This is a genomic window from Microvenator marinus, assembly GCF_007993755.1.
Classification (GTDB): Bacteria; Myxococcota_A; Bradymonadia; order Bradymonadales; family Bradymonadaceae; genus Allomicrovenator; species Allomicrovenator marinus.
On sequence record NZ_CP042467.1, the window covers coordinates 5710338 to 5736786 of the forward strand.

The window sequence follows — 26449 nt, forward strand, 5'->3', positions numbered from 1 at the left end:
GCGACGCGTATCTGGAGAACGTTTAATGAATAAATCGGTGTATTTGGGCCTACTTGTTGCGGGTCTTTCGAGTTCTATAGCTTTTGCTCAAGATGCGTCGCAGGCGCCGCCCGAGGAAGTTCCGGCTGAAGAAGTTCCGGCTGAAGAAGTTCCGGCTGAAGAAGTTCCGGCTGAAGAAGTTCCGGCTGAAGAAGTTCCGGCTGAAGAGGTTCCGGTTGAGGAAGAGCCTGTCGAAGAGCCCGCCGAAGAGAGCTTTGAGTCCGCATTTGGGGATAGTCCAATCGCAGACTTGGCCACCGAGGAGTTTGAGCCACTCGAAGATATCGAAGAAGGCGTGTTGGCCACGATCATTCCTGCGAAGGTCTATCCGAGAATAGAGTGGAACGGCGCGTTCCGATTCCGCTCGTTGATCGGAGTCAATTGGGACTTGGACACAGAGGGTACATCGGCGAGCGCTCCTGCGTTGGAAAGTTACGTGCCTGCGGCATCCCCGGATAGCGATCGTCGCACCATCGCTCGTTCCGATAAGCAGGCTCTCTGGTCTTCCAATATGCGGCTGCGCCTTGAGCCTACCATCCACATCACGGACGAACTCGGGGTACACCTTGAAGTCGACATGCTTAGAAATGTGCAATTCGGCTCCATGCCTATGGCACATCCATACGCAGTTTTGACCTCTGGGGACCAGCTCTCGCCGCGTGAAACCGAGTGGTTCCAAAACGCAATCCAGGTCTATGAGGCCTACGGTTACGCCGACACCCTGCTGGGAAATCTTCGCGTAGGACGTATGGATGACCATTGGGGTCTTGGAATGTGGGTCAACGACGGGGACTGTGCCGATTGCGACTTTGGCAACACGGTCGATCGTTTCGAGTACTCAGGCAGCATGTTTGGGCTGCACGCGACGCTCAGCGTTGATTTTCCAAATGAAGGTGTTTCAACTCGAAGCAACCAAGACCTCTTGAATCAGGCCTTCGATGCGGCCCAGATTGACGACGCTGACCAATACACAATCTCCATCTTCAAAGGCGCAAAGACGCGTGAAGAGCGTGAGCTTGAGCAACGGCGTTTGTTGGAAGAGGGCGCCGTGGTACTCGGCGGCGGGCTACTTTATCGCTACCGTACCCAAGAGGGACAATTTGACTCCACGCCAGCAGGCCTTAATCCTGAGGCGCCTCCCGGACTGATTTACCTTGGGTCAAGCCAACACATCTTCGACCTCGTAGGCGAGCTCAAGTGGCAGCCCACCTACGATAAGTCAGCACACGTCAAGATTGAGGCTCTGATCGGATTTGGTCAGGTCGACAATACGTCAGGGCTTAGCGTGGGCGGCGATACGGAGCCATCTGCCGGAGACGCGATCAACTGTTTCGACGAAAGTACTCGGCTCGCAAATCCTGACCGATGTCTTTCCGGGCAGACCGATATTCTGCAATTTGGCGCGGCCATGGAATCGGAGTTTCACTTTGGAGGCCCGGTTCGCTTTGGCGTTGACGCTGGCTTCGCTTCGGGCGGAGACACCGAGAATTGGGGTTACGCCGGTGATGATTCGAAATTCTTCCGCTTTAATCCAGACTACAACGTTGACCTCATCCTCTTCGAGCGTGTGATCGGTACCGTTACTAACGCTGCTTATTACCGTCCGCATATCTCGGCGCGTTTCCTCGAGTCAGGCGGCCGCTACTTGGAGCTCGATTTTGCGGGTGTGTTCTCCCATGCGCTTGAAGTCGACGCGACTCCAGGCCAAGACCGATTCCTCGGGCTCGAATTCGATGCAGGGCTAAGCTACAACCTTGTCGAGACGTTCAGCGCTGGCCTTGAGGGCGGTATCCTCTTCCCATTCCAGGGACTAGCCGCGCGTGAGGATGCACGCCGACTTCTACCTATTGGCGGAACCTTCTTTGATCAGTCGGTTGACCCGGGCATCGCCTGGACGGTTCAGTCCAAGTTTTTCTGGAGCTTCTAGCTCCTCAGTTCAAGTTTACGGCTGAGTCACCCAACCTAGCTTCGTGTGATCGAAGGGGGCCAGACCCTTGTTCTCCAGGGTTTCTCGTAGATTTGTGACCAGCACCTTGAATTGGTGGGTGGAGAGGGCTTGTAGGGAGTCTCGAGCATAGAGCTCGCTCTTGAAATACTTCTCAAGTTCGTTTGAAACCGGGCAGACTTGAGATTCGTGAAACCAGGCAAAGGGCTCCGGTTCGCCATCCGGGTTCATTTGAGCCACCATCTTCCAGTTCAAAGCCCAACTTGCAAACCCAACGTTCCTGGATTGCGGCAAGATGTCTCGGCAAAGGGCCAAGAAGAGTCCTTGGACTTCAGGGTCAAAGAAGTAGAACTCTTCGCTATAGAAGAGTGCGTTATGAAAATAGGAGGGCGTGGTTACCAGACCGTCGAGCTGTAGACGCTTACAGGCTTGCCTGAGAAGCTCCATGACCTGTTTACCAAGTCCAAGTCCCGGGAAGTTCTGGCCGGGCAGGGGAGGGCGGCTAGCGTCGAAATGAGCCAGGGGATTTTGCATCTGTAGCCACTCCACGTCCAACACGTTGAGGAACTCTCTTTTTAGGCGCGCCGCCAGTGCTCCACTCGGTTTGATATGTCCTCGACGCACAACGAGTTCGATCAGCGGGACGTCAGGGCATTCGGGCTTCTTTCCCCAGAACCTGAGCATATGCTCTTCGGAATCGTTGAAGATTAACTCGAAGTCTACCTCTTCAAACCCTTGCTCCTTAAAGTCCTCAATAAATCCGTATTTCTTAAACGCAGTTTCGAGGCCTTCTTTGGTGTAGAAGCCGAGCCAGAGTTCAGGTTCCGATGCGAAGAGGTCTTCGATTCCAAGTTCTTCAAGTCCGAGCGCGCCTTTCTGCAGGTCAAGACGACTGATCGAGTTGAACACACGGTCGTATTTTCGCTTGTATTCGGTCATTGCGGGCCGTTGCTAGATGCTGCTGCGTCACGACTTGGAACAGATGCGTAGACTTCCTCGGAAGGCTCGCCCATGAGCGCGAATGTGTCGGTTTGACTCGTTGAACTTAATGTCACCAGCGAAACTCTGTATGCATAAACGCCTTCTGGTTCAACCGCGGTGTCTACCCACTCTGAGGTCGGTACATTGAGTTCCGCGACGCGTTCGAATGGAGTGCCTCTAAGCACGTTTCGACGAAAGATTATTGCGGATGATTCCTCGTCAACTTGCCATTTGACTCTAACAAAGTCTGCCTCAGCAGACGCCACAACGTGTGGTTTGAGAGGCTGAGGTCCAAGCTCAAAGGTAAGCTCCGCTGAACCAACACGCTCTTCTCCATTCATCATCAAGAGAGCATAGACGTAGCGGCCCGCAGCATTGTTGGGATCTCTTAGGGTCAAGCCCTCGCTTAGCTTTTGGTTCAACGATGCGTCGATGTTCAAGGTGAGGATGTTTTGAGGCTCTTGGTCCTCAAAAACCTTGAAGACTTCGATGTGAGTGAACGACACCTCTGACGACTGAACCTCCAGCAATATCGCATTGGGGCGAACTTCCAAGACGTTCAAACTCAGAGTTGAAGGTGCAGCCGGTCCATCTTCCCATTCGAAAATGGGTGTGCTGGTGGCGCATCCGGCCACCAAGAGGATTCCAATGCATGCAAGAACGACCTTCATGGCCGTAAGTTACACGAAGATGGCAGTGAAGAGATAGTAGAGGATGATGGTAAGAATCCCGCAGAACGGAATGGTGTAGAGCCAGGATTTCAAGATGTTGATGATGATCTTGAGGTTTAGGGCGTTCATACCGCGCGCAAAGCCCACGCCAATCACGGAGCCGACCACGGTGTGCGTAGTGGAGAGAGGAATTCCGAAATGGCTTCCAATTAGGATAGTTGAGGCCGCACCGAACTCGGCAGCAAAGCCGCGCGTTGGTGTGATTTCCGTGATTTTTGTGCCGATCGTTTCGATTACTCGGTAGCCGTAGGTCGCTAGACCTACCACGATTCCGACTGCTCCGAGCAAGAGCACCCAGCTTGGGATTGGCACCTTCCCTGCCGTCATATCCATGGTTTCCAGCGTTCCAACGATCGCTGCGACCGGACCGATGGAGTTTGCGACATCATTGGACCCGTGCGCGAAAGCGACGAAGCATGCCGTGATGACCTGAAGGTATCGAAAGACCTTCTCGATCTTCGCGTATTTCGACTCAGAACTCTCGTCCGCAGCGATGTGGATCTTTCGAATGGCAAAGGCGAGTACGAGCGATGAGAGGACGCCCACCAAAGCGGAGATTCCAATCATCTCGATGTTCCCAATGCCGTATTCGGCGAACGTCCCGTGAAGTTTCTTAAGGCCCTTCGTAAACAGAACTAGAGTCAGAGTCATGAATACGGGCATGGCGAGAATAGGAGAGACCAATCTCAGGCCTAGATTGGCGTTCTTCGCATCAAGAATAGCTTTTCGTATGACGAGGAAGATGATGAACGATAGCACACCTCCCAAGAGAGGGCTGGTGAGCCAGCTTGCCGCGATTGTGAGTAGTTTCAGCCATTCCACATTCGCGATACCTACAGAAACCGCTCCAAAGCCAGTGATAGCGCCAACAATGCTGTGCGTCGTTGAGACTGGCCAGCCGAGATAGGCGGCAATATGAAGCCAGAGGGCCGCCGAGATGAGGGACGCCATCATGCCCCAAATGAAGAGTTCAGCGCCATTTCCCGCCGGGAAGAGGGTTGGGTCGGCAAACAAAGCAGGATCAACGATTCCACTGCGCATCGTGTCGGCCACGCCGCCACCGGCAATCATTGCGCCCGCGAACTCGAAGATCGCCGCGATAATCACAGCCTCCCTGAAGGAGACAGCTTTCGAGCCGACACTGGTGCCCATGGCATTAGCAGCATCGTTGGCTCCGATGCTCCAGGCCATGTAGAAACCGAAGGCAATTGCCATCCAAAGTGCGAAATCCAAGTCAGCCTCCGTTAGCTAGCGATGAAGAGGCGAAGGCGATTGCCCATGCGCTCAGCGTGATTGGCCATGTCCCCGACTTTGTTGAAGATCTTGTTCCAGATCAAAAGGCTCCCCGGTTTGATATTGTCCTCGATGGCGAAGAGTCGTCGCGCGAGGTCGTCTTGCACGATGTCTGCCTCGTGCTCGAGACGTCCTAGCTCGTCGATCATGGCCAGCACTTTCTTGGCTTCTTGTCCCTCAAAGCCCGCCTCCGCCAGCGTATCCAGTGCACGAACGATTTCGCACGCGTGGTGTACGGTGGACATGACACGACGAACCAAGCTCTTCAAAGGAGCCATGAGTTCTTCGTGCGGCTCCATTTCCCGCAGAGTGAAAAGAATACCGACGTCCTCGGCACAATCGGCGATTGCGTCTAGTGACGAGAGCACGTCGAGGAAATCCCTACGGTCCACAGGCAGGAAAAGAGTTCGAGGAAGCTCGTCCCTCAACTTGTGTTTCTTGACGTCCGCTTCGTGTTCAAGGTGAGAGATTTGCTCAGAGATCGCCTTCACACGTTCGTAATTGCCCTGAAAGAAGGCATCGAATAGAACGGGTACCTGTTCGCAACACTCTTCGATAGTGTTTGCGAGGTCGATCAGGGGTGTGAAGGGACTCTTGGCGAATAAACTAAATATGGATCGAACCATCATTTCACTTCCATTAGGGGTATTAGGAACCCGACATTGCTGCGGAGCATATGAAAGGTAATTCCCCCGTCAATCGCAGGTCGAAGAGATCATGAAATCAACATTCGTTTGTCACCAAATTGTCACACTTCTTTGCATTGTGACGATGTCCTCAGTCGTCTCGGCTGAAACGTCCAAGCACGGCATGGTTGCTTCCGATACGCCAATAGCGTCGGAAATGGGTGCAAAGGTGCTTGAGGATGGCGGCAACGCTGTCGATGCGGGAGTCGTCACACTTTTGACCCTTGGATTGGCATCGCCTTTTGCTTCCGGAATCGGTGGCGGAGGTTTTTGCGTCTATCAACCTGCCGAGGGTGAGGCTGCAGCGCTTGATTTTAGAGAGAAGGCTCCTGCCAAAGCGCACCCAAATCTCTACATAAAAGACGGCGTTCTGGACAACGAAGCCACCTTGCGCGGCGGGTTGGCCAGTGGCACACCGGGTGAAATTGCTGGGCTTTATGCGATTCACGAGCGTTATGGGAAATTGCCCTGGAAAGACCTCGTAATGCGAGTGGCCACGCTCGCGTCCCAGGGCCATCCAACCACTGAGTTGATGGACAAGCGTTTGAGATTGAGGCCCGAGAGAATGGAAGCATTTCCTGACTTAAAGAAGGCCTACACCGGAAAGAACGGCCTCCTTGAAGCCGGCGAGACTCTCAAGAATCAACCGTTGGCTGACCTTCTCACCCGTGTTGCTAACGAGGGTCCGAGTGCCTTCTACAAAGGCGATGTCCCACGCCAGATCGTTGAATACGTCAAAAAGTCCGGCGGGATCCTGGAGGTCTCGGATTTTGAAAAGTACCACGTTGTGTGGAGAACACCGATTCGGGGTACTTATCGTGGTTTCGAGGTGATCGGCATGCCACCGCCTTCCTCTGGCGGCATTGCGACCGTGCAAATGCTCAATATTTTGGAGGCATGGGACCTCAAGACCCTTGGGCAGAGTACGGTGGGTCTTCACCTGGTTGTTGAGGCGATGAAGCACGCCTTTGCAGACAGGGCTCGCTACCTCGGTGACGATGATTTTGTTGAGGTCCCGCGCGAGAAGCTCATTTCCAAAGAATACGCCGCCAAACAAAGGGTACGAGTTCGACCGTGGACCACATTGGAACTCAAAGAATACGGTGATCACATGCCTCCGCCAGACAACGCGGGTACCTCGCACATGAGCGTCGGTGACCGCGACCACAATATGTTGGCATGTACGTCCACCGTAAACACTGTCTTCGGCTCAATGGTCCATATCCCCGAATTGGGGTTTGTCATGAACAATCAAATGGCAGACTTCACGGCACAACCAGGCGTTGCCAACAATTATGGATTGATTGGAAACATGCAGAACGCGGTAGAGGGTGGAAAACGTCCACTTTCCTCAATGACACCTACGATCATTCGAAAGAACGGAGAGTCTGTGCTCGCCGTCGGCGGCAGCGGTGGTCCAACGATTATCTCTGGAACGCTCTTTGGGATCATTCGAATTCTCGATTACGAGCTGAGTCCGGAAGACGCCGTCACACTGCCTCGTATGCACCATCAATGGATGCCGGAAAAGCTCTTCGTGGAGTCGATGGCTGAGTCGGAGCAAGCGGTACTCAAGCGGCTCGGGCACGAAGTTGTGATCCGACCCGCATGGACAGCGGTTCAGATGGTCCTAAAAACTAAAGACGGCTATATCGGAGCTTCAGACCCGAGGAAATTGGGTCGGCCAGCAGGTGCAAAGAAATAAGGAGTACGAATTCATGGAGAATCTTCAAGGTGGCATACTTGCTCTTGAGCATCGCTACCAAATAGACACTCACGTCGGCTTTGTGGGCTTGCGAACGTTCTACAAGGGAACTCAGCATCCATTTGATAAGGCCGTCTGGATTTGCATCTACGACCTCTTGGAAGGTGCTAAGGCAGACAAGATCGAGGGACGTATCAAGGCGAGCGCTCAAGAAGTCAGCGCGCTCGACCATGAAGGTGTTTTGCGGGTCTTGGATTATGGCGAAGTGGCCGCCGGGGTACCTTTTGTAGTGAGTGAACGTGTCGGGACTCCGAGTCTTTCAGACAGGCTCACGAGCGATGGTGCGATGAGCCCATCCGATTGTGTGGCGCTCGTGATGAGGCTTGCGGACATTCTGGAGCGGGCCCACGACAGAAAGGTTTATCACGGCACTCTTGGACCCGAATGCGTTTGGATGCCTGCTGGAAAGCCTGAGCGTGCTCGGATTGGCATGTTTGGGCTTGGGCTTACGATGTCTGAGATTCGCCAGCTCGACGAGATTGTCCCAAATTTCGAGACCGTTTCGCCGCTTGCTCCTGAGATTTTCGCAGGGAAAGGGCCTAGCGTCTCAACCGATGTCTATTCGTTAGGGGCCCTCGCATATGAGTGTTTGAGCGGCCAGCATCCCTACTTCGAGGATCGCGAAGACATCAGCGCAGGACTGATTAAAGTCCAGAAAGAGTCGAATCCTCGCCCTTTGAGCGAGTTCGGCGTGGACTCACGAATCGCTCAAGTGGTTGAAAAGGCGGTATCTTGGAATCCTTCAAAGAGGTGGGTTAGCGTCAGTGAGTTCGCCAGCGAACTCGAGAGCGCACTTGAACCAGCTAAGCGGCGAGAACCCGAGGAAGTTGATGCAACTGAGGAAGAAGAGAGCTTCGAGGCTCAACGTGTCGATGAAATGGCTCACGAACGTGAGCCAGGCGTCGTCCTTGGAGTTTTGGTCTTGCTCCTCGTTGTTTCGAACGTGGGATGGTTCTTTTTCACGCAGTCCACCGCTGAGGAAACGAGTACAAATGAGCCCGCTGAGTTGAAAATGGAGGTCTTAAAGCCAGGAGTCGAATTTGAGACTCAGCCGCCATCTACGGTCTACCTGGTGGACGGTGAAACGAAGTCTGAACTCGGGGGAACCCCGCTTTCTATCTCGCCGTCTCTTGGGCGTGATGGTCAAGTCGAGGTTGAGTTCAACGCGAACGGGTCAAAAGTGACGAGCCTGAAAATAGAAGAAGCACCAGACGGTTATCGTGTGGTGCTTCCTCTCGAAGGACTTTAGTGGTGATTCGGGTGCCAGCCAGATCGGTAGGTTATTTGGTAGGTTACCTGGTAGGATATTAGGTAGGTTTTTGAAGATATTGGTAGGAAACAACCTGCCTGACACCCGAATTACCACTAAAAGGTTTTCTCTCCTTCTGTCTTCTTTAACGCCTAGACCGAGGCGGTTTATTTCAGTTTAAGTGTAGAATGTCAACATTGCTGTAAAAGCGTTTTGTTCACGTTCTTGACTGCATATAGGAAACAATAGTCCCCCCTAGAGTTATTTCAACCGCCTGGGTTAGAAGGCGGGCCAGCGATTGTGCGCAAACGAAGCAGTTGAGGTGTAAAATGAGCGATTGGCCAGAATCTATGCGTGAATCCGTGATGTACGTGGACCGGAAATCCTTGGAAAAAGGGGCATCTTTGCCGCAAGGCTTTTTGCCCGAGGCAAACGAGTGGTATGAGCGCATCCTAAGCATTCATGCGTATGCACCGCGTTTTGAGCTCGAGGAGGACCCCACTCGCAAACAACCGATTCCCTACGTGGTGGTTTATGGCAAGAATGGCATATTCTGTTTGGCGCGGAAGTCCTCCCAAGGTGAGGCAAGACTACACGGTAAGCTGTCGATCGGCGTCGGCGGGCATATTTCTGAAGATTCAGAGTGTGGAGAGATTGACGCAATTCGAGCTGGAATGTGGCGAGAATTGCACGAAGAGTTGCACATAAATGACGGAAAAATCGTGTCGTTTTGGGGGCTATTGAACGATGATTCGAACGAAGTTGGGCGAGTTCACGTGGGTTTGGTGTTTGGCATCAATGTCTTGGACGATCACGTGAGCGTAAAGGAGACCGACAAGATGGAAGGGTTCTGGGCTTCTTATGAGGAATTGGTTTCCCAATCGGCCCGGCTCGAGTCATGGTCACAATTGATCTTGCCCCACCTCAACGAGCGAATGGGGGCCTAGGCGAATCGCTCATGCAGCGTGTTTGCGAGCTCTCTAACCGAGCTCTTGTCCACAACTACTGAGACGCGTGAGCGTGACGTTGAAATCGCTTTGGGATGGAAGGCTTCTGAGTCCAGGAGGATAGCCTCCACAAGGCTCGGAGAGCCGCCGATCGCTTCCGCAACAACACTGACCAGCCCGAGGTCCTCAACGTTCGCTCCCGAGGCGTCTAGGCGGCCTCGTAGCGCTTCCAGGTCGTGAATATTCTCTTTGTTAAGATAGGCTGACACGTGGTCTCGATGTATATCGATGAAAACGGCCGTGTAGGCCCCGAGGAGTTCGAGTGTGTTGCGCGGTCCTTCTATCCAGAGTCCGTCATTAAAATGGGATACGGAGCCTGACACCATCCCATTTTCTGCACGTTTGGCTTTCTCATCGAATCCATCCGGTCTGACGATGGTTCCCTTGGATTCGGGCAAGTGGGTGCTGCGCGCATAGAGGGCAATTCCGGCATTTTGCGCAAAGGCTACGGCGTCCTCATTTAAGACTTTGGCGCCACTTCTCGCCATCTCCAACATATCCTCATAGGTTAGAGACTCGAGTTGTTTGGCGTTCAAGACGACCCTTGGATCGGCGCTAAACACGCCATCGACGTCACTGTAGATTTCGCAGGCTTCGGCGCCCAGCGCGGCAGCAAGAGCAACGGCTGTGGTGTCGCTTCCACCTCGACCGAGCGTAGTGACTTCTCGTCGGTAACTCGTCCCCTGGTATCCGGCTACGATGACGATATGACCCTTTTCGAGTTCATCTTGGACTCGAAAAGGTCGGACATCCATGATTTTGGCGTTTGAATGGCTGTCGGTGGTGATGATTCCACATTGAGACCCCGTAAGACTGATAGCCTTGTGGCCATGGGCATGGACCGCCATAGAGAGCAGCGCCATCGAGATTCGCTCACCTACAGAGAGGAGCATGTCCAGCTCACGTTTAGATGGGGCTCCGTTGATGGCTTTGGCCATTTCGAGCAGATGGTCCGTGGTATCTCCCATTGCAGACACGACAACAACAAGGTCGTATCCACTCTCTTTTGTGGCCACGATCTTCTTTGCTACAGCCTTTATCTTGTCCACATCGGAGACTGAAGAGCCGCCGAATTTCTGAACTAAAATCCCCATATTTGTACTAACTCACTGGATGGGAAGTTTGTCGTAAAGTGTTCGAATGATGGACGCCAGAAAGAGGGCGAAGCCACCGCAGAACGCAGGGAATCCCACGGAAACCGGTACGAGGTCAAGGAATAGCGTTACGAGGCCAAACCCGCACCCTACAATACCGATTGCAGCCCAAACCACTCGTCGAAGCGATGTCGGAGGGCCGGAGAAGGTATTTGCTAGAGACGCGATGCCAAGGACACCAAACACAGCGGAGGCAAATAGCACCACGGCGCCTCCACTCACTACGCCGAACACAAGGCTGATGAGCAGAAGAAGCGCTCCGAACACGGCTGGGATTCTTTGAAGCAGCACCGGTCCGTAGTCTACCTGAGACTGAGCGGTTGGCTGTATCAATGAAGAGTGTTCTGGCTGAGTCTGAGGTTGAGGGCTCGGAGTGACCTGAACATCCCTGGGTGGGAGCACAGGTTCAACGGCGTCTTGTGTCTCAGGGGCAGGGCCAGGTGTGGGAAAAAGTGGGCGTCCAGGCTCTTGAGCCGGTTGAGTGGGTTGCACTTGAATTGGTTGTGGCTGAACTGGCTCTTCTTCAATTTGTTGAAACAAGTCTGTTGGACGTCCATCAACCCGAGCAGGTTCGCTTGAAAGGCCCTCTACGAGATTACTCGGCACGACGCTCGTATCTGCGAACGCAAAATCCTCTTCGTCTTCAGGCGAGAAGACAACACCCGCTCTTGGAGTCTCGCCGCGCGCTGGCAGCTTGGCCGCGGGTTCTGGCTGCTCTGATTGTGTTGGCGCGAGTTGAAGCTTTGCGATGGGCGCTTTATCAGGGATTTGGACTGGCGCCTCTTCTTTCGGGCGGCTTACGACATAGGTACCCTTGCCTAAGACCCCCTGACTGGAAAGATCCTTTTGAGGTTCGGGTTCTGGTTGACTCTCTGCCGGGACCGCGGGCTTCTGCGGCTCGGCTGGCATCTCCAATTTTGACTTCGAGGGTTCAGGAAGCTCACTAAGTGACGAGGACTTCAACTTGGCTTGAAGCCTCGCGCGCAAATCCGCCGGGTCCAGATTGGGGACATTGATTGCTGGTGGAGCACCTGCCTTGGGGCCGCTTGGCAAACTCTGACCGCCTGGTTTCGCACTCTCTTGGGTACTTCGTTTGGCCTCAGCGGGCATTTGACCTTTGCGAATTTTCTCCAAAACTTCGCGCTGCTCTTTAGTAGCATCTTCGGGAATTTCGTTCGATGGATTCCACATCTGAGTCGGTGCGCCTACCTCGTCTGAAATAGGGCCCGAATCGAGTTCCGGCATCGGTGCTGGCTTGGGCTTTGATTCCTGAGAATCGAATTGAACGGCCGGCATTGCAAACTGGGTTGAACGTGTCGGGTCAGCTGCTTCAGCCTCAGCAGCGGCTTTGCGTTCAAAGTCTGCAATATTCATCCCCATCAGTGTTGAATGGTCTGGGAACTCCACGTCTTCTTTTCGAACCGAGAAACCCGCAGGTTCATCCGGAGCGCCAAAGGCATTCTTCGCGCTCATGACCGAGGTTCTTGATTCCTCCGAGTCTTCGTCTAAGCCCCACGCTGCCTTGATGTTGGGTGCACCAGACTCTTCTTTAGGCGCTGGCTTCTTCATCTCTTCGACCAACGCGCGTTGAGGCTTATCGTCTTCGAACTCACGTTGGAGTTGGTCTGCGGGAATCAGGCTTGTGGCGTCATCCTCTTCGGCCTCCGATGGATCTTCAAAGCTTGAAGCAAAACCTTTTTGCGCTGGAAAGCCAAAGAGAGTTTGTTTGGCAGGATCGACCGCCGATTCCGAATCATCGGAAAGGTCAGCGGCGGTGACCGCAGGAAACCCCATGATGGTTTTGGAGCCAGTCTCTTGGAATTCGTAACCGCAAGACGGACAAAGCCCAATACTATCGTCGAGTCGGGACGAACAGCCCGGACAGTTCTTCATCGAGATGCCCCAATGCGTGGAGAGTGCAGCAACATGCTTTCACCTAAACATTAGACGGAGGTCGTGTCAAAGAATGTGCGTCTAAATATGAGTCGATTCGATTTCGCGGATTTGCGCGAGGAATTTTTCTTTTTCTTCATCACGATACGCTAGCTCTGCAGCCTCGACCCCGACTTGCAGCCATTCGAGTTTCTCTTCTCGAGAGAGGTTCTCAGAAATAGACAAGAGCGACTCGACTCCCGCCACAGCGTTAATGAATTCCTCATTATGCATGTGAAGATCGACAAATCCTCCGAGGATGTCCGTGCTGGTGCCTGTGAGCTCGAGGGCAGATTCAAGGTACTCTCGGCATTCCTCGGGGGCATCAAGATGATTCAACGCGATGTCGGCGAGTTTGATCAGAATACGGGATCGCTGCTCGTCGGTCTTTACGTTCGTCGCAAGGCCTGAGAGAAAACTATAACATTCGGCGTGTCTTGAGTGAGTTGCGAACCCGAAAATGGCTCGTCGCAACGCGACTTCGTCATCCGGTGACTGGTCTAGGAGATGCGTCCACCGCGATACCGCGTCAGGGTCGGCCTTTAGCTCTCCCTCGTAGGCCTTCTCAAGTGCCGCTTCAAGATTGGGTCTCAGGTCTGCAGGTGCTCGGGTCAAACGCGCTCGAATGATCGAGGCAAGGTCTCCAAAATTGTTCTCGGCCTCGTAGAGTCTGGAAAGATTGGAGAACGCAACTTCGTTGTTCGGAGCAACTTCAAGAACCTTCCGGAGGTTTCGAATCGCGAGCAGGTTCTGGGAACGGCTCAAATAGGACATTGCGCCGCGCAATCCGACGAGCTCGACCACTCGTGGGTTCGAGGTAGCTTCCAAGATATCATTTAAGAACTCATCAAGCGCTTCTTCGCCTTGTTCTTCGCTCAAAGATTCGAGCGTGGCCAATGTTTCGGTGGTGATATGTGTCTCGGGCTCAGACGCGAGAAATGCGGCAAAGAGCAAGAATGCGCGTTGGGATTCGCCGTCCTCCTTGAGCACCCTCGCGAGTTCAAGGTTGGCTGTTCGCTTCTCAATGGTAGCGAGGTCTTTGGAGATTCGGTCTTCTAACCATGCGCGATAGGAGTTCTTCGCGTCAGCGTGCTGGCCAGTACGCTTGAGTCCTTCGAGGGCCTTATCGGTGGCTGGACCGCCTGTTTCCACAGCAAAAACGAACGATTCAAAGGCCTTTCTAGGATTGGCGAGTTTTGACTCGTAGATCGCTCCAAGCGAAAGGTGAATCTGCTGTCTCTCAGCCGGATCTTCGAAGAGCTCAATTCTAGATTCATAGAGCTCGGCAAGCGCGGGCCAGTTTTGATCTTGAATGTAAGTTTCTCGGAGTTGATTAAGTTCCGCAATTTGAGCTTCCAAATCGGCAGGAGGCTCAGGTGTTTCTTTGCGCTTGAGGTCTTCGAGTCTGGACATCAACGACTGTGTTCTGACGGTTTGTCTGGACTCATCCACTTCAATGAGTTCGGTGGCCTCGCGATGGTCTTCATCTTCATCGAAAGAGTCCTTTTCGTCGGCGATGCTGCGCTCAACGGTTGCTCGCTCGTGCACCGTACGCGGGCTGTCTGTGGTTTCGAGTTCTGATATATCCAGCGAGGCCGTTTTTCTGGGGTCTTCATCGGTGAATTCCCCAGTGTTTGGTTCGTGTTCTTCTGGCGTCATGTCTTCAAGACATTCTGCGAGTTCAGCCGCTGCCTTTCGCAATTCTGCGTAGAGTCTGCCTTTTCCTCGAAGTTGTTGGATCACCTCAGGCCGCAGAACATCGATGATATTTCCGATCGGCCCGAAGGGGTCTACTTCTGCAAGAAAGCGTTCGATGTCGAGGAGGATGCTCGCTGCGGATTGCGCGTCTTCGGGCGTTGCCTTTGCGCCGCGAATGGCCTGCAGCACCCGCTCCAACTCAATAGAACGTGCCTTTACGTCTTCAACGCGTCTCTCTGCCGCGCGAGTCGCCCAGGGGTGACGGATGACCGTCACAGCTTCCAGATAGATTGCGGCTGTGAAGAGGTGCAGCGAGCAAAACTCAAAGCCCTCTTCGAGTTTGAAAAACTGTCTTCTGTGCAGTTGAACCAAGTCATCCGAGGACAACGGAATTCCGCAAGCATTTGCCAGTCGTTGGAAATCTTGAATGGATAAGGGGGAAAATGCGTTTTTCACACCAAACTCGCAGAATCAGTAAGTATCAGCTTTCATGAGTTCTCGTAATAATACCGTGGCATATGCCCCTGAGGGAAGCAGAAATCCTATGCGTATGAACTCTGCATTGGCCTCAAGGAGTTCCAAATCCTCAGGGACGATTCGAAGCACTCGTCGCTCACCCCGCAAGAGTGAGCGATACGCCTCGAGATGCGAGTCTTCCACTTCGAAATCCGCCTGCGCCGCACTCTCTCGTCTACGAACTTCATCGTTGGGTTCGAGCATGCGAGATCCAACCATCGGGCCTGTGGGAGACATCTCTCCGTTCTGAACATAGCCTGAAGCTTCTGCTAGATTTTCCTCGTCCACTCGTAGGAGGCCGCCTTCCTTCTTCTCAAGTATGTCGCCTGGCACCGCCTTATGCAGCTCGTCTCCCAAGACTCGCTCGGCTAACACGCGATTGAAGATTGCACTTTGTACCGAATTGAGTGCGAACCGCTTCAATTTGGAGTTCTTACGGAGCGGAGGAGCAATCTCGGACTTCACGAGGGCGTTCCAACCCATGATGAATGTGTTGTTCCGGTTCCCAAAACGCTGTTGCCCATAGTAGTTTGGGATGCCTTTAGCGCGTATCGCGTCGAGTAGTGACTCGATGCGCTCGGGGGCTTCTGGGGTGTCTGTCCGGATCGTGATTTCGAACCTGTTGGCTTTGAGATGCCCCATCTTTAGCTTGTTGGCGTGCAGGTGAGCCTCGAGGACTTCAAAACCTTCAGCCTTGATATTCGTGGCCTCTTCGGGGGTTTCGAGCCCTGTTCCCCTAAATGGTAGCGAAATCCATTGTTGGGTGATGGCGTATTTGTCCTTTTGGCCAGCAACCCCAAAATCCTTGGGATGGATGTTGAAAATCTGAGCCAGCTCTTTGACCACGTCTTGGGTGTTCAGGCCGCTCTTCTTGACTTTGAGGTAGAGGTGTTCACCCTCTCCGCACGGCAAATAGAGTGGAACCTCGTCAACGAGAAAATCCTCCATTGTCGAACGAATCTTCCCCCCGATACCGGGTAGGTCCGAAGTAAGGTAAGGTGTGGCGAGTAATGTATTGAGGTCGAGATGATCGGTCATAATCGATTGGTGGAAACAGAAGGGGCAAGGCTTAGCACAGAGCGATTTGAGGAGCGACGGCGAGTTCTCGAAGAGGAGGTGGCCAACGGTGAACGCACGATTCCTGTGGGCGGGCTCAGGGTGCCGGACGGCTTGTCGATTGCCCAGAGCCTAAGCGATATCACAGACGAATGGCTAAGAACCTTGTGGAATGAAGCAAGTGGCGACGCTATAGGCGGGAGGCTCGTAGCGCTCGGCGGTTATGGGCGCCAGGAACTCAGCTGGTCGAGTGACGTAGACCTTGTGATTGAGGTCGACGAGGCTGAGTGGGAATCACCTGAGCTCGTAGAATCCGTGGAGAGGTTCATGGCGTGGTGTCGTGAGCCGCGCGTCAAAGTGGCTCACGCCGTCAGGGTTTCATCGCATTTGATTCCCGAGTTTCGCAATGATTTTCGCACGGCCGTGGCCTACCTGGACGCAAGACCCCTCGGTGCTGACGATGCACTTCAGCGAAAGGAGATTGCAGCCGAGTTTCTGCGTGATGAAGACCAGGGGATCGGTTTCGTGGACGACTTGATGGTGGGTTATCGCGCGCGTCTACAGCGCTTTGGTCAGACCATTTATCGGCTCGAACCGGAACTCAAGAATGGGCCTGGTGGATTGAGGGATCTACATTCGATTCTCTGGGGCGCTGAGGCCCGCTTTAACTCGCTTTCCGGTGCTCCGGGCGTGGACTCAAGCACCTTGCAGGACTTGCGGGCAGCACGCGCGTGGATCCTTGGACTGAGATTGCTGATTCACCTTCGTCATGGTCGAAAGCAAGATAGACTCAATTTTCCCGACCAGGAGTGGTTGGCGGAGAAGCTTTTGGACCACGGGGAGATGCGCGAGCGCGCCGAGGCTCTGATGCGCTCTCATTATGAGACCACGAAGAGTGTGTCCAGGCATGCCGAAAGACTCTTGAGGCTCTGGGGTACCCAAGATCAAAAGGAGCGCAACCTGGCCGGTGGGTTCATCGCAGGGGAGACAACCCTTTCATGGGAGGGAGCGTCTTTTTCGGCGGATAATGTGATTGACGGTCTTGAATTGGCGAGCCGAGAAGACCTCTTTGTGAACGCCGAACTCGAAACGCATATGCTCAACAGTTTGCGCGATTGGACGCCAAATCAAAAGCAAATCGAGCGAGTCTCGAAGCTCCTCTTTGACCATCAAACATCTAGGCTTACTTCGACACGGATTCTCGACCTGGGCGTTTTAACCGAGGTAGTGCCGGAGTTTTCTCCGCTTGTATGTCATGTCCAGCACGATGTTTATCACGTCTACACAACGGACGTTCATAGTGTGCGATGCCTCGAAGCAGGTCGCGATCTCCTCAATAATCAGGGTGAAATCGTCGAGAAATGGCCGAGTGTTTTTGAGCTTGTCGATGGCGTGGAAAAGGACGTGTTTCTAGCGGCCTGTTTGTTCCACGATATCGGGAAGAACCGAGGCGGTGGTCATTCCGAAAAAGGCGCTCGATTGATGGTGGATGTGGCGCCGCGGCTCGGCTTTGGACCTGACGCAGCACAGACTCTCGTGTTTTTGGTCCGTGAACACCTAACGCTCGCCCATGCTGCTCGGCGTCGTGACACGCAAGATCCGAAGTTGATTCGAGAGTTGGCGAATTTGGTGCGAACCACGCGCACGTTAAGAACGCTTACGCTTCTCACGTTTTGCGATATGGCGACGGTGGGAGACAACGTGCTCACGGACTGGAATGCCTCGTTATTGCTGGGCCTACACCATCGCATCGAACAGATGTTGGTGCATGGCGCAGAAGATACCTGGCAGCGAAACGAATCGCGGATTCGAGAGATCGAGGAATGGTTGCTTGAGGAAGGCCATGTTTCGGGGCATGTCGAGCGCTTTTTGAGAGATGTTCCAAGCGCCCACCTCGTGGAGACTCCGGCCCAGGCTTTGGGGCGGCAATTCTTGGCCTACGAAGCGTCCATGGCCACAACACCAATTGTAGTGACTTCAAATCTCGAGGACGAAGGTGTGACCGAAGTGATCGTCGCGACGATCGACCGACCAGGAACTTTGGCGCGAATCACTGGAACAATATCAGCTAATGGCCTCACGATTCTTGGTGCAAGGATTGTTTCTACCCACAACGGAAAAACGCTGGATATTTTTCAGGTAGAGAAGTCGGGCGGTCATGGGGCATGGTCTGGGGGCAGTGAGCCGCTGGGGGCGCGTCGCGCGGCAAAACTTGAGGAACAATTGAAAGGGGTGTTGAGCGGGGAGTTGGATGTTCGAGAGCTTTTGGACAAGCGCTTGAGCGAGGGTAAATTGGGCCGCAAACCGACGCCTGCAGTTGACCAAAAAGTAGAGATTCTGGAAATCAGCGAAGAATTTACTGTGTTTGAGATTTCTGCAGAAGATCGCATTGGTTTGCTCTATGAGATAGCGAGTGCCCTTGAGAACTCGGGGGTTGATATCCAACTCTCGAAGATCGACTCCGTTGGCACGCAGGTCGTTGATACATTTTATGTGGAAGAACTTAGTGGAGGCGCTCTGAGTCCCCAACGGGCTCAAGAGGTCAAAACATCATTGGAACGCGTTATAGGAAAGAGGTCAGAATGAGATATCTATTCGTTGCACTAGGACTCCTTTTTGTGGGTTGTGAAAAGAAGGAGGCTGCTCGGGAGTCCGAAACGACTCAAACTCAAGAGGTCGTTGAAGAGGCGCCTGAGGCTAAGCCAGCCCAGCCGAAGGAAGAAGCAAAGTGGGTTGAGACGCCGATGGTGCCTGAAGGGCAGCGCCGTCAGGTCGCCATCGCGACCGAAGCACAACGACAGCTCGCCACGCAACTCATGCAGAAGCTCAATGCCGCTATCGCAGAGGGCGGGCCGAGTGCTGGTGTGGAGGTCTGTTCTACAGTGGCACCGGAGATTGCGACGAGCGTAGGAGAGGCGAACGGAGTCAAGATTGGAAGGACGTCTGCTAAGCTCCGAAACCCTAAGAATACTGCACCTGAGTGGATGGTGAGTGTGCTTGAGGAAGAAAAGAACACGAGACGCTTCTTTTCGCACCCAGACGGAACACTTGGGGTAGCCACTCCAATCCCGATGGCAGAGCTGTGTGTGCAGTGCCATGGGCCCGCGGAGGGAATCAGTGCGGAGGTCAAAGAGGCCCTTGGAGCGGCGTACCCCGAGGACGAGGCGACCGGGTATAAGCCTGGTGACACCCGTGGTTGGTTCTGGATTGAAGTCCCGGCAGAAAGCTAGGCGCTTTTTGGGGTTTTTACTTTTGCGTCGCTCGGCCGAATATAATTCGGCTCCAGCTGCTTCCAGGAAAGCGTCTGACTGGCGAGCGCTTTTTCGCGTCCGAGAAGGGCAAGAGAGTAGGGCGACGGGCAATCCCAGCCCTCACCAAACCGGCTAACGTTCTTGGGGAGGTCTTCGAAGAATTTCGAGTATGCGTCAAGGCCGGGGCCTACCACGCTCACCGCGCTCGCTTCGGCCAGTCGTCGAATCGTGTTCGCGCACTCAGTTGGCGAGAGCGCTTTGTCAGCTTGGACGAGTTGAAAGTCCTCATCCAATACCGAGATGTAGCACTCGTTTCTTCGCGCGTCGGCTAGGGCGACCGTGACCTCCCTGCGCGCAGCCCAGACAGGCCTCGCCATTGCGGCCAAGCTCGAGACACCCACCACAGCTACTCCTGCCGAGAGGGCGAGCGCCTTGGCGTTTGCGAGTCCCACTCGAAGGCCGGTGAAGCTCCCCGGGCCGAGTCCAACACTGATCAAATCCAAATCAGCAACGCTCAAACCGTGTGATTCGAGCGTCTGTGAGATGTTTTTCAAGAGGCTCGCCGCATGGTTGTTATTGGCGAGGTGCTGGCGCCTCTCCAAGAGATTCTGCCCACGAACCAAAGCGATTGTCTGAATTTTTGAGGAGGTGTCGAGCGCGAGCACCAATTCGAACTCATTCTCAGCCTTCATTGATAAAACTCGCGATGTTGTCCCATTGCCGTTGAATATCGTTCTTGAAAGCGAGGATCACGAGGAAAAGGATCATCGCGAAACCGATATAGGCGGCGATTTGCCTCGTTCTGAAGCTCAGTGGGCCTCGCTTGATGGCTTCCATCAAGAAGAGAAGAAGCTGGCCGCCGTCCAATACCGGAATGGGCAAAAGGTTGATAACCCCGAGATTGATGGAGATTAGCGCCATCATCTGAAGGAACCGGTCCCATCCGGCGGCGCCTGCTTGAGCGGCAAGTTCTCCGATCAAAATCGGTCCACCGACGTTGTCTAGACTGAGTCTGCCCTGAGCCATTCTCACAAAGCCCATCACCAACATGGTGCTGAACTCCCAGGTTTGGCGAACCGAATGGTCGGCCGCAAAAGCGAGACGTTTGAAGAAGGGAAACGGAATGGAATCCGCAACGTAGGTATCGGCAATCTGTCCCCATCCAATATGCATGCGGTGATAGCCTTGTTTTTCGAGATTGAGGAGTACCGGCTTAAGCTTGAGGTCCACCTCTTCACCGCTTCGGAGCACTTTGAGGTCAAATTCTACGTTGTTAACGGTAGGTGCTTTTGCGTCCTCGGCCTGACGGGCGACGACCTCGCTATTGATGGCGTTGGAAATTTGCGAATTCAAGAGCCGCCAGTTGGATATCTCGCGAGCATTCAGATGCGTGATGATGTCGCCGACTTGCAGGCCGGCAGCCTGGGCTGGCGAGTCGCTCTCGACTCGCGCAACGGCCATCTCTGCGTTGCGAATTCCGAGGGTCCATTCACCATTCTTCTGGATCGGAGTGACCGTGATGTCGATCACAGACTGCGCGTAGAGTTGTGCGTAGTCGACCTCGAGAGGTTTTCGTCGAAGTACTTGCAGCTCAAGGGGCTTACCCTCAGAAGTCCTCGCGTTGGCCTGAATCTCGTCAAACCTGTGAATGACTTTGTCGTTGATCTTGACGATTTTGTCGAAGTTCTGAAGCCCAGCTGTGGCCGCAGCACCTTGAGGATCCACAATGGCGATGGTGGGGCCGTAGGTTCCTGGATGAATTCCAACTAACCCGAAGGTCTCAGAACTAAGCCCCATCATGTCCGTGATGTTTCGCTCCTCGGGCGTAACTTTCAGGGTCATGGGATTCGAGTCTCGGACGATCTGGAGTGTGATTTCCTGATTCGGTTTCTCGGAGATGTTCTCTACGACTTGATGCCAAAATTCGATCTTCTCATCATCGATTTGAGTGATCGTATCGCCCGGAAGAAGGCCCGCCTCAGCCGCTGGGCCGCCCGCAAAGACATCTCCGACAATCGGCGGGGTAGTCGTAGTGATGGTCATCGTAAAGAAGAAGTAGATGACCAAAGGCAGCAAGATGTTGGCTGCAGGTCCTGCCAAGACGATAAGACTGCGTTGCCAAATCGGCTTCATCATCAGTCCGCGCTTTTGCTCCTCGGGAGGAAGATGCTCGAGTGATTCGAGGTCTCCTCCCAACATCTGAACGTACCCGCCGAGCGGTAGGGCGCAGAGTGCGTACTCCGTCTCGCCCTTTTTGAACGAAGCCACGGTGGGGCCGAAGCCGATCGCAAATCTGATGACCTTTACATCGAATAGCCTCGCCACCAAAAAGTGTCCGAGCTCGTGGATGAAGACGAGTGCCCCAATCAATATCAATGCGTAAATGAGACCCATCTCAAGCCTGTGAAATCATGCGACGAATGTGAGGTAGAAAAAGTAAACCCATGGGGTCGCAAAGATCAACGCATCTATTCTGTCGAGCATTCCACCGTGCCCTCGAATAACTGTGCCGCTGTCTTTGACGCCATGAGAACGTTTCACGAGGCTTTCAGCCAGGTCACCGACCTGTCCGAGGATGTTGGCCGGAATGGTGAGGATCAAAATGTTGATGATGCCCAGTTCTTTCCACTGAAGGTCTACTTTCAGGGCTTCAATACCGAAGAGTGTGGTGCTTAGACCCTCACCCGCCATTGCTGTGAATCCCTTGTCCCAAAGAAATGCCAGTAAAATTGCGGAGAGGAAGCCACCGATGGCGCCTTCGATAGATTTTGCAGGGGACACTGCCGGGTAGAGCTTGTGTTTTCCGAATGCTCGGCCGGCAAAATAGGCGCCCGTGTCGGACATCCAGACGATGGACATGGCCATGAAGACCCAGAAGGGGCCTGCGTTTCCAGCGTCTCGATTGAGCAGTGCCATGGTGGAGATTAAGAGCCCACCGTAGATCAAGCCGACGACACAGGCCCCGATGTCTCGGGTCGCCGTTTCGATCGATTCGTATTTGAAGAGAAAGTAGATCATCAAGCCGATGACTGCGGCCGAGAGCGCAAAGAGGAAACTCGCTGGCGCCCAATAGAGCACGCTCATGAGGCCGATCCCGAGCAGAGTCGTTAGCCATCTGGCAGCCGCTTTATCAGCTCCTAGAGTGATGTTGACGTATTCCCAGGCGCTCGTGCCTGAGGCCCAGGCGATCAAGGCAAAGAATGCCCATTTCGGAGCCACAAAGATGAGATAGAGCAGTATTGGAATGGCGACTGCCGCTGTGAGCAGGCGAGGGCCAAGGTCTGACTTCTTCTTTTCTGACATGAAACTACTTGCCTACAAGATTCTCGTACTCGGCGATTTTCGCCTGAACGGCTTGATTATCAGGCTCAAGGCTAAGTGCAAAGCGAAGGTTTTGGATAGCTTGAGCCCAATCTCGGCGGGCAACATCGGATTGAGCAAGTTTTAGGAACTTCTTAGCAGCAGGGTTTTGGCTCAGCTCCCCGAGTGTACGAGGCCCTGAATCCAATGCAGCATCATCTGAAAGACGTAGCTCGCCACGTGAAAGTGCCTCATCGTATTTCGCTCGAGACTTTCGGTCAGATAGCACGCCATAAGCTTCTGTGTAGGTCTTGTAGAGTTCGTTGACGTGTTCGTGGATAGCCGCGCCCCATTTTTCGGAGCGAAACCTCGAGTACCTGTCAGGGTGGTACCTCAAGCTAATTGCGTCATAAACACTCACGATCACGTGATGAGGCGCACCCGCTTTGAGACCGAGCATTTGGTAGTAGGACTGGGTCGGGATGAGTTCGAGCCGTGCCTTGATCTCCTCGTAGAACGCCTTCCAGCGCGCCATATCTTGTTCGGATGAGTTCTGTGCGGTGATCCGCTTGAGCCCATTTCTCAATACCGGGCCAGGAACGGGAAATTTGAGAGCGAGATCAAACGGCCCCTCTTTTGGGACCTCTGCCGGCACGAGGTATAGAATTTTTGGGACCGGATCGAGCTGTTTAAGCGCGTTGGCGAGCGCTGCCCCGGGCCCGTCTTGCAAAGACTCGTGGATAATCGCGACTCGAAGCCCTCGTCCTTTGAGCTTTTCCGCGATCCCTGCTCCCTTTCTCGTGGCGATGGGCTTGAATTCGTCCTGGGGAAGGGCGGCAACAATATCCCGAAGGGTGTCGGTGTCTCCACATGCGATGAGAATAGATTCCACTAAAGGCCTCAGATCCGTTGATTAGACTTCAGAATTACCGCTGAACTCGGGTTCGGTGCAAGCAAAAGCGCGGTCAAGTCGTTGAGCGAGTGCCAAATCCGCCATAACGAGCGCACACATGGATTCGAGAACGGGGATCGCTCGCGGCACGATACACGGGTCGTGACGGCCCTCTTTCGCCATGCTTCCCACGGTGCTCGCCGGCTTGAAGTAGACGAGGAGGCGGATGGTTTCTCCGTTCGTGATTCCGCCTTGAATTCCGTTCGCCGAGGCACTGATCCCACTCAATTCACCGCCTGCACTTTGATGGAACTCAAGACCTCTAGTTTGAGCGTCCTCGTGAGCGTCTCCTAAGGTTACACCAACAACCGCGCCAACACTCATCAAGGCACCTGGGAGCAAAGCCTTGGCCTTTCGAAAAACGGGTTCGCCCAGACCGATAGAGGCTCCTGAGATCTGAATTTCCACGATTCCACCAAACGAGTCGCCATCGCGCTTGGCTTGTTCCAGCGCAGCTTGAATGGCCTCGGCGGCCGCAGGGTCGGGGCAACGCGTGGGATGGGCATCAACCATGTCTCGGCTGAGGTTCTCGGGGATTGTGGTGGCGCGATGCGGCCCGATTTGGCGCGTAAACCCCACGATTTTGACGTCCGGAATCAACTTTTCGGCCACGACCCCGCCAATGACTCGCGCCAGAGTTTCTCTTCCAGACGCGCGTCCGCCGCCGCGATGGTCACGGTGTCCAAACTTCTCCTGCCAAACTCGATCGGCATGTCCCGTGCGGTAATAATTCGGGTCGTAGTCTTTGGACCGAGCGTCGTGATTTCGAACGATCACACAAATCGGACTGCCGAGCGTCTTTCCCTCGAAAACACCGGATAGGATTTCAGGTTCATCAGCTTCAGCACGCGAAGTTGTGATGGACGATTGTCCAGGTCTGCGGCGCCCAAGAGCGACTTCCAAATCGGCTTCGCTAAGGCTGAGGCCGGCCGGGACGCCGTCGATCACCGCCCCGAGGGCGACCCCGTGGGACTCACCGAACGTAGTGATCGTGAAAAACTCTCCAAAACTATTTCCTCTCATATGCCATCCTGAAACCAGTAAACTCGTTGTTCTCGGGCTTGTCCCTCAAAGAACCGGTCACCATTTAGATGAATCGCGGCTTTCGAGGGTGCCACTGACGTGTAGTGGAGGTCGATTTGTACTTCCGTGAACACCGGCCTCTTAAGCTCGCGGCCCGTGGCGTTGATGACGAGTGGCACTGGGCCTATCGCGGTATCAGCCCGCCCGCGCACCAGTTCGACCTCCCAGCCTTCGGATTTCATGGAACGAGACACGGCATGGCTGACATCTCCTTGACCGACGATCGCGGCACGTTTTTCCAAGGCGGGTAGGCCAGACAAGGCATTTCTCATCCCAGCCTCATCCGTATCGGTACCCATCCACGTTCCACCACGAAATTTCAGGGTGTTGATTGGGCGGTCAGCGCCAATCACCCTCGCGGCCACGGACTTCAATGGCGTGGTGATCGAAAGTTCGTGAACGCCGAGGTCTCGCAGTAGTTTTGTCAAGATGTCGAACTCGGCTTCCTCGCATGGAATCTTGATGTAGCCGTGGTTTTGGGCCGCGCGCAGAGCCGCTCGACGATGCCACCAGTCACCCTGACTCTTTTGAACTGGCATACCTAGCAGGGCTTGAAATGAAGGATCGGGAATAAGCGTCCAAATCGGCAGAAGGTCTTGAAGATCGTGTGGTGTCGGTCCGGGCCGGTTTCCTCGTGCTTTGGAGAGTCCGACCCTCACGTAAGAAAGCGGATTTTGGAAGCTCTTGAGAAATCGAAGCCACACAAAATTGCTCCCTTGAGGAATGAACGACGTCTTGGCGGAGTCGAAGCCTCGCCAAAGAGCGAGGGCTTGAGCAAGCCCGCTAATGCCCGAAATTCGCGGGGCAACCTTGAACTCGCATGCCACCTTCCACTCGGGTCTGAGTTGCTCGTAACAATCACGAAGATTCTTCAGTGTTGATTCGGCGAGAATATTCGGGTGAGTTGAGAGGATAAGGCGGCGGGGAGGGGTTTCAAAGACTCCACTGTTTAGCGCATCCGCAAAGTAGTCGATATCGATGTCCCATGCCTCAGCCTCCAGATGCTCCAATAGCCACGCAGCATTTGAGCCTCTAAGGCTCGCGAGGTACGGGCTCGATGTGGAAGTTTCAAGGTCAGAGCGAATTTCGACACCTGCCAAGTTGAGGCGACGCGCCAAGTACTCAGCTTTCGCAACCTCAGCCTGCGATTGAGGAACCACGAATGTGCGAGGGGCTAGCATTGACGAAGAGTCTGTCCAAACGATGAGGTCTTCGAGCTCATCGGCCACTCTCTCGAGCGCTCGTCCACGCGGAATCTCGACCTTGAGGTCAGCCCATCTCTGGTAGCGAGGCTCTCGTGTTTGCCGCATCCACTCTACTTCTTCTTCCCATGAGAGTTCGGGGCGTAGGCGTTCGCGCTCTGTTCGGGCAGACTCTTCCCAGCCGTCGCGGTCTATCCAAACGGCGATGGCATGGTTTGGAATCTCCTCGATTCCAGCGCCACATACTATGAGTCGAGGTGTTTCCGCTTGGGGTTGAGCGAGCAGGTCTCGCAGAGTCTCTGTTTCAAGCCGTCTGAAATGCTGCCAGTTCTCGGCTACCAGGTTCGCTGCGCTTCGCCCCGTTTTCGTCTCGATAGCACAGTCAAGGTCGATGACCTCGAATCCTCGCTCACTAAGGATGCGCCCCAACGAGGACTTACCTGCGGTGCGATGACCAAATAAAATGAAATCTCTGGGACAATTCATTCGTTAAACCCTGTGGACACAAGGTGAGTAGCGCTTAGGTCGCGACTTCGCAAGTTGTGGCGGTTATCTTGCGCCACGCGATGGTCTGCCGTAGTCTCCAAAAGAGATGCTTGGGCGGCGGCC

20 protein-coding genes are annotated in these 26449 nt (G+C 54.1%); 6 read left to right on the forward strand and 14 right to left on the reverse strand.

Annotation, left to right across the window (positions count from 1 at the left end):
• Positions 1 to 25 precede the first annotated feature (25 nt).
• Complete coding sequence (locus tag FRD01_RS23540) at positions 26 to 1966, forward strand: TIGR04551 family protein (RefSeq protein WP_146963588.1); 1941 nt, start codon at positions 26 to 28, stop codon at positions 1964 to 1966.
• Positions 1967 to 1981: 15 nt separating this feature from the next.
• Here FRD01_RS23540 and FRD01_RS23545 read toward each other — a convergent pair whose 3' ends face one another.
• The 4 genes from FRD01_RS23545 to FRD01_RS23560 are packed head-to-tail and all read right to left on the reverse strand — an operon-like array spanning position 1982 to position 5618.
• Positions 1982 to 2923, reverse strand: coding sequence for a hypothetical protein (locus FRD01_RS23545; protein ID WP_146963590.1), 942 nt, complete (start codon positions 2921 to 2923; stop codon positions 1982 to 1984).
• Entirely contained in the window at positions 2920 to 3636 is a 717-nt protein-coding gene (locus tag FRD01_RS23550) for a hypothetical protein (protein WP_146963592.1), read from the reverse strand. The genes FRD01_RS23545 and FRD01_RS23550 overlap by 4 nt, the downstream gene beginning before the upstream one ends.
• A gap of 9 nt (positions 3637 to 3645) precedes the next feature.
• The gene (locus FRD01_RS23555) at positions 3646 to 4929 is read right to left on the reverse strand and encodes an inorganic phosphate transporter (protein WP_249755859.1); all 1284 of its coding nucleotides are present in this window, start codon (positions 4927 to 4929) and stop codon (positions 3646 to 3648) included.
• Between the two features lie 11 nt (positions 4930 to 4940).
• The gene (locus tag FRD01_RS23560; protein ID WP_146963594.1) at positions 4941 to 5618 is read right to left on the reverse strand and encodes a TIGR00153 family protein; all 678 of its coding nucleotides are present in this window, start codon (positions 5616 to 5618) and stop codon (positions 4941 to 4943) included.
• Between the two features lie 88 nt (positions 5619 to 5706).
• Here FRD01_RS23560 and ggt point away from each other — a divergent pair, with 88 nt between their 5' ends.
• The 3 genes from ggt to FRD01_RS23575 all read left to right on the forward strand — a co-directional run bounded on the left by ggt (position 5707) and on the right by FRD01_RS23575 (position 9636).
• Positions 5707 to 7380, forward strand: a complete 1674-nt coding sequence (gene ggt, locus FRD01_RS23565) for a gamma-glutamyltransferase (RefSeq protein ID WP_146963596.1) — start codon at positions 5707 to 5709, stop codon at positions 7378 to 7380.
• Between the two features lie 13 nt (positions 7381 to 7393).
• Positions 7394 to 8689: a serine/threonine protein kinase gene (locus FRD01_RS23570; RefSeq protein ID WP_146963598.1), complete on the forward strand. Its 1296-nt coding sequence runs from the start codon at positions 7394 to 7396 to the stop codon at positions 8687 to 8689.
• A 329-nt stretch (positions 8690 to 9018) separates the two neighbouring features.
• A complete protein-coding gene (locus tag FRD01_RS23575) occupies positions 9019 to 9636 on the forward strand; it encodes an NUDIX domain-containing protein (protein WP_146963600.1) in 618 nt (205 codons plus the stop codon).
• Here the strand turns inward: FRD01_RS23575 and FRD01_RS23580 are convergent.
• The 4 genes from FRD01_RS23580 to truD form a co-directional block, all read right to left on the reverse strand.
• Positions 9633 to 10790 (reverse strand): aspartate kinase, encoded by a 1158-nt coding sequence (locus FRD01_RS23580; RefSeq protein ID WP_146963602.1) that lies wholly within the window; start codon positions 10788 to 10790, stop codon positions 9633 to 9635. The genes FRD01_RS23575 and FRD01_RS23580 overlap by 4 nt on opposite strands.
• A gap of 12 nt (positions 10791 to 10802) precedes the next feature.
• Positions 10803 to 12743: a hypothetical protein gene (locus FRD01_RS23585; RefSeq protein ID WP_146963604.1), complete on the reverse strand. Its 1941-nt coding sequence runs from the start codon at positions 12741 to 12743 to the stop codon at positions 10803 to 10805.
• 81 nt (positions 12744 to 12824) lie between these two features.
• On the reverse strand, positions 12825 to 14936 hold the full coding sequence (locus FRD01_RS23590; protein WP_146963606.1) for a tetratricopeptide repeat protein: 2112 nt from the start codon (positions 14934 to 14936) through the stop codon (positions 12825 to 12827).
• 15 nt (positions 14937 to 14951) lie between these two features.
• On the reverse strand, positions 14952 to 16034 hold the full coding sequence (truD, locus tag FRD01_RS23595) for a tRNA pseudouridine(13) synthase TruD (protein ID WP_146963608.1): 1083 nt from the start codon (positions 16032 to 16034) through the stop codon (positions 14952 to 14954).
• Between truD and FRD01_RS23600 the strand changes: the two genes are divergently transcribed.
• Positions 16023 to 18638, forward strand: a complete 2616-nt coding sequence (locus FRD01_RS23600) for a [protein-PII] uridylyltransferase family protein (RefSeq protein WP_146963610.1) — start codon at positions 16023 to 16025, stop codon at positions 18636 to 18638. The two genes, truD and FRD01_RS23600, sit on opposite strands and share 12 nt — an antisense overlap.
• Positions 18635 to 19282 carry a c-type heme family protein gene (locus tag FRD01_RS23605; RefSeq protein WP_146963612.1) on the forward strand — a complete coding sequence of 216 codons (648 nt, stop codon included), beginning with the start codon at positions 18635 to 18637 and terminating at the stop codon, positions 19280 to 19282. The genes FRD01_RS23600 and FRD01_RS23605 overlap by 4 nt, the downstream gene beginning before the upstream one ends.
• Here FRD01_RS23605 and tsaB read toward each other — a convergent pair.
• From tsaB to FRD01_RS23635, 6 genes are read right to left on the reverse strand one after another with little or no spacing between them, the layout of a single operon-like run.
• Entirely contained in the window at positions 19279 to 19995 is a 717-nt protein-coding gene (tsaB, locus tag FRD01_RS23610) for a tRNA (adenosine(37)-N6)-threonylcarbamoyltransferase complex dimerization subunit type 1 TsaB (RefSeq protein ID WP_146963614.1), read from the reverse strand. The genes FRD01_RS23605 and tsaB overlap by 4 nt on opposite strands.
• Complete coding sequence (gene rseP, locus FRD01_RS23615; protein WP_146963616.1) at positions 19985 to 21697, reverse strand: RIP metalloprotease RseP; 1713 nt, start codon at positions 21695 to 21697, stop codon at positions 19985 to 19987. Before rseP ends, tsaB begins: the two co-directional genes overlap by 11 nt.
• A gap of 15 nt (positions 21698 to 21712) precedes the next feature.
• Complete coding sequence (locus FRD01_RS23620; RefSeq protein WP_146963618.1) at positions 21713 to 22606, reverse strand: phosphatidate cytidylyltransferase; 894 nt, start codon at positions 22604 to 22606, stop codon at positions 21713 to 21715.
• A 4-nt stretch (positions 22607 to 22610) separates the two neighbouring features.
• Positions 22611 to 23495: a J domain-containing protein gene (locus FRD01_RS23625; protein ID WP_146963620.1), complete on the reverse strand. Its 885-nt coding sequence runs from the start codon at positions 23493 to 23495 to the stop codon at positions 22611 to 22613.
• 21 nt (positions 23496 to 23516) lie between these two features.
• Positions 23517 to 24578: a chorismate synthase gene (aroC, locus tag FRD01_RS23630; protein ID WP_146963622.1), complete on the reverse strand. Its 1062-nt coding sequence runs from the start codon at positions 24576 to 24578 to the stop codon at positions 23517 to 23519.
• Entirely contained in the window at positions 24575 to 26326 is a 1752-nt protein-coding gene (locus tag FRD01_RS23635) for a shikimate kinase (protein WP_146963624.1), read from the reverse strand. Before FRD01_RS23635 ends, aroC begins: the two co-directional genes overlap by 4 nt.
• Positions 26327 to 26449: the final 123 nt, after the last annotated feature.

Coding starts and splice junctions, on each gene's coding strand:
- FRD01_RS23540 (WP_146963588.1), top strand. CDS start 26: ATGAATAAATCGGTGTATTTGGGCCTACTTGTTGCGGGTCTTTCGAGT.
- FRD01_RS23545 (WP_146963590.1), bottom strand. CDS start 2,923: ATGACCGAATACAAGCGAAAATACGACCGTGTGTTCAACTCGATCAGT.
- FRD01_RS23550 (WP_146963592.1), bottom strand. CDS start 3,636: ATGAAGGTCGTTCTTGCATGCATTGGAATCCTCTTGGTGGCCGGATGC.
- FRD01_RS23560 (WP_146963594.1), bottom strand. CDS start 5,618: ATGATGGTTCGATCCATATTTAGTTTATTCGCCAAGAGTCCCTTCACA.
- ggt (WP_146963596.1), top strand. CDS start 5,707: ATGAAATCAACATTCGTTTGTCACCAAATTGTCACACTTCTTTGCATT.
- FRD01_RS23570 (WP_146963598.1), top strand. CDS start 7,394: ATGGAGAATCTTCAAGGTGGCATACTTGCTCTTGAGCATCGCTACCAA.
- FRD01_RS23575 (WP_146963600.1), top strand. CDS start 9,019: ATGAGCGATTGGCCAGAATCTATGCGTGAATCCGTGATGTACGTGGAC.
- FRD01_RS23580 (WP_146963602.1), bottom strand. CDS start 10,790: ATGGGGATTTTAGTTCAGAAATTCGGCGGCTCTTCAGTCTCCGATGTG.
- FRD01_RS23585 (WP_146963604.1), bottom strand. CDS start 12,743: ATGAAGAACTGTCCGGGCTGTTCGTCCCGACTCGACGATAGTATTGGG.
- FRD01_RS23600 (WP_146963610.1), top strand. CDS start 16,023: ATGATCGGTCATAATCGATTGGTGGAAACAGAAGGGGCAAGGCTTAGC.
- truD (WP_146963608.1), bottom strand. CDS start 16,034: ATGACCGATCATCTCGACCTCAATACATTACTCGCCACACCTTACCTT.
- FRD01_RS23605 (WP_146963612.1), top strand. CDS start 18,635: ATGAGATATCTATTCGTTGCACTAGGACTCCTTTTTGTGGGTTGTGAA.
- tsaB (WP_146963614.1), bottom strand. CDS start 19,995: ATGAAGGCTGAGAATGAGTTCGAATTGGTGCTCGCGCTCGACACCTCC.
- rseP (WP_146963616.1), bottom strand. CDS start 21,697: ATGGGTCTCATTTACGCATTGATATTGATTGGGGCACTCGTCTTCATC.
- FRD01_RS23620 (WP_146963618.1), bottom strand. CDS start 22,606: ATGTCAGAAAAGAAGAAGTCAGACCTTGGCCCTCGCCTGCTCACAGCG.
- aroC (WP_146963622.1), bottom strand. CDS start 24,578: ATGAGAGGAAATAGTTTTGGAGAGTTTTTCACGATCACTACGTTCGGT.
- FRD01_RS23635 (WP_146963624.1), bottom strand. CDS start 26,326: ATGAATTGTCCCAGAGATTTCATTTTATTTGGTCATCGCACCGCAGGT.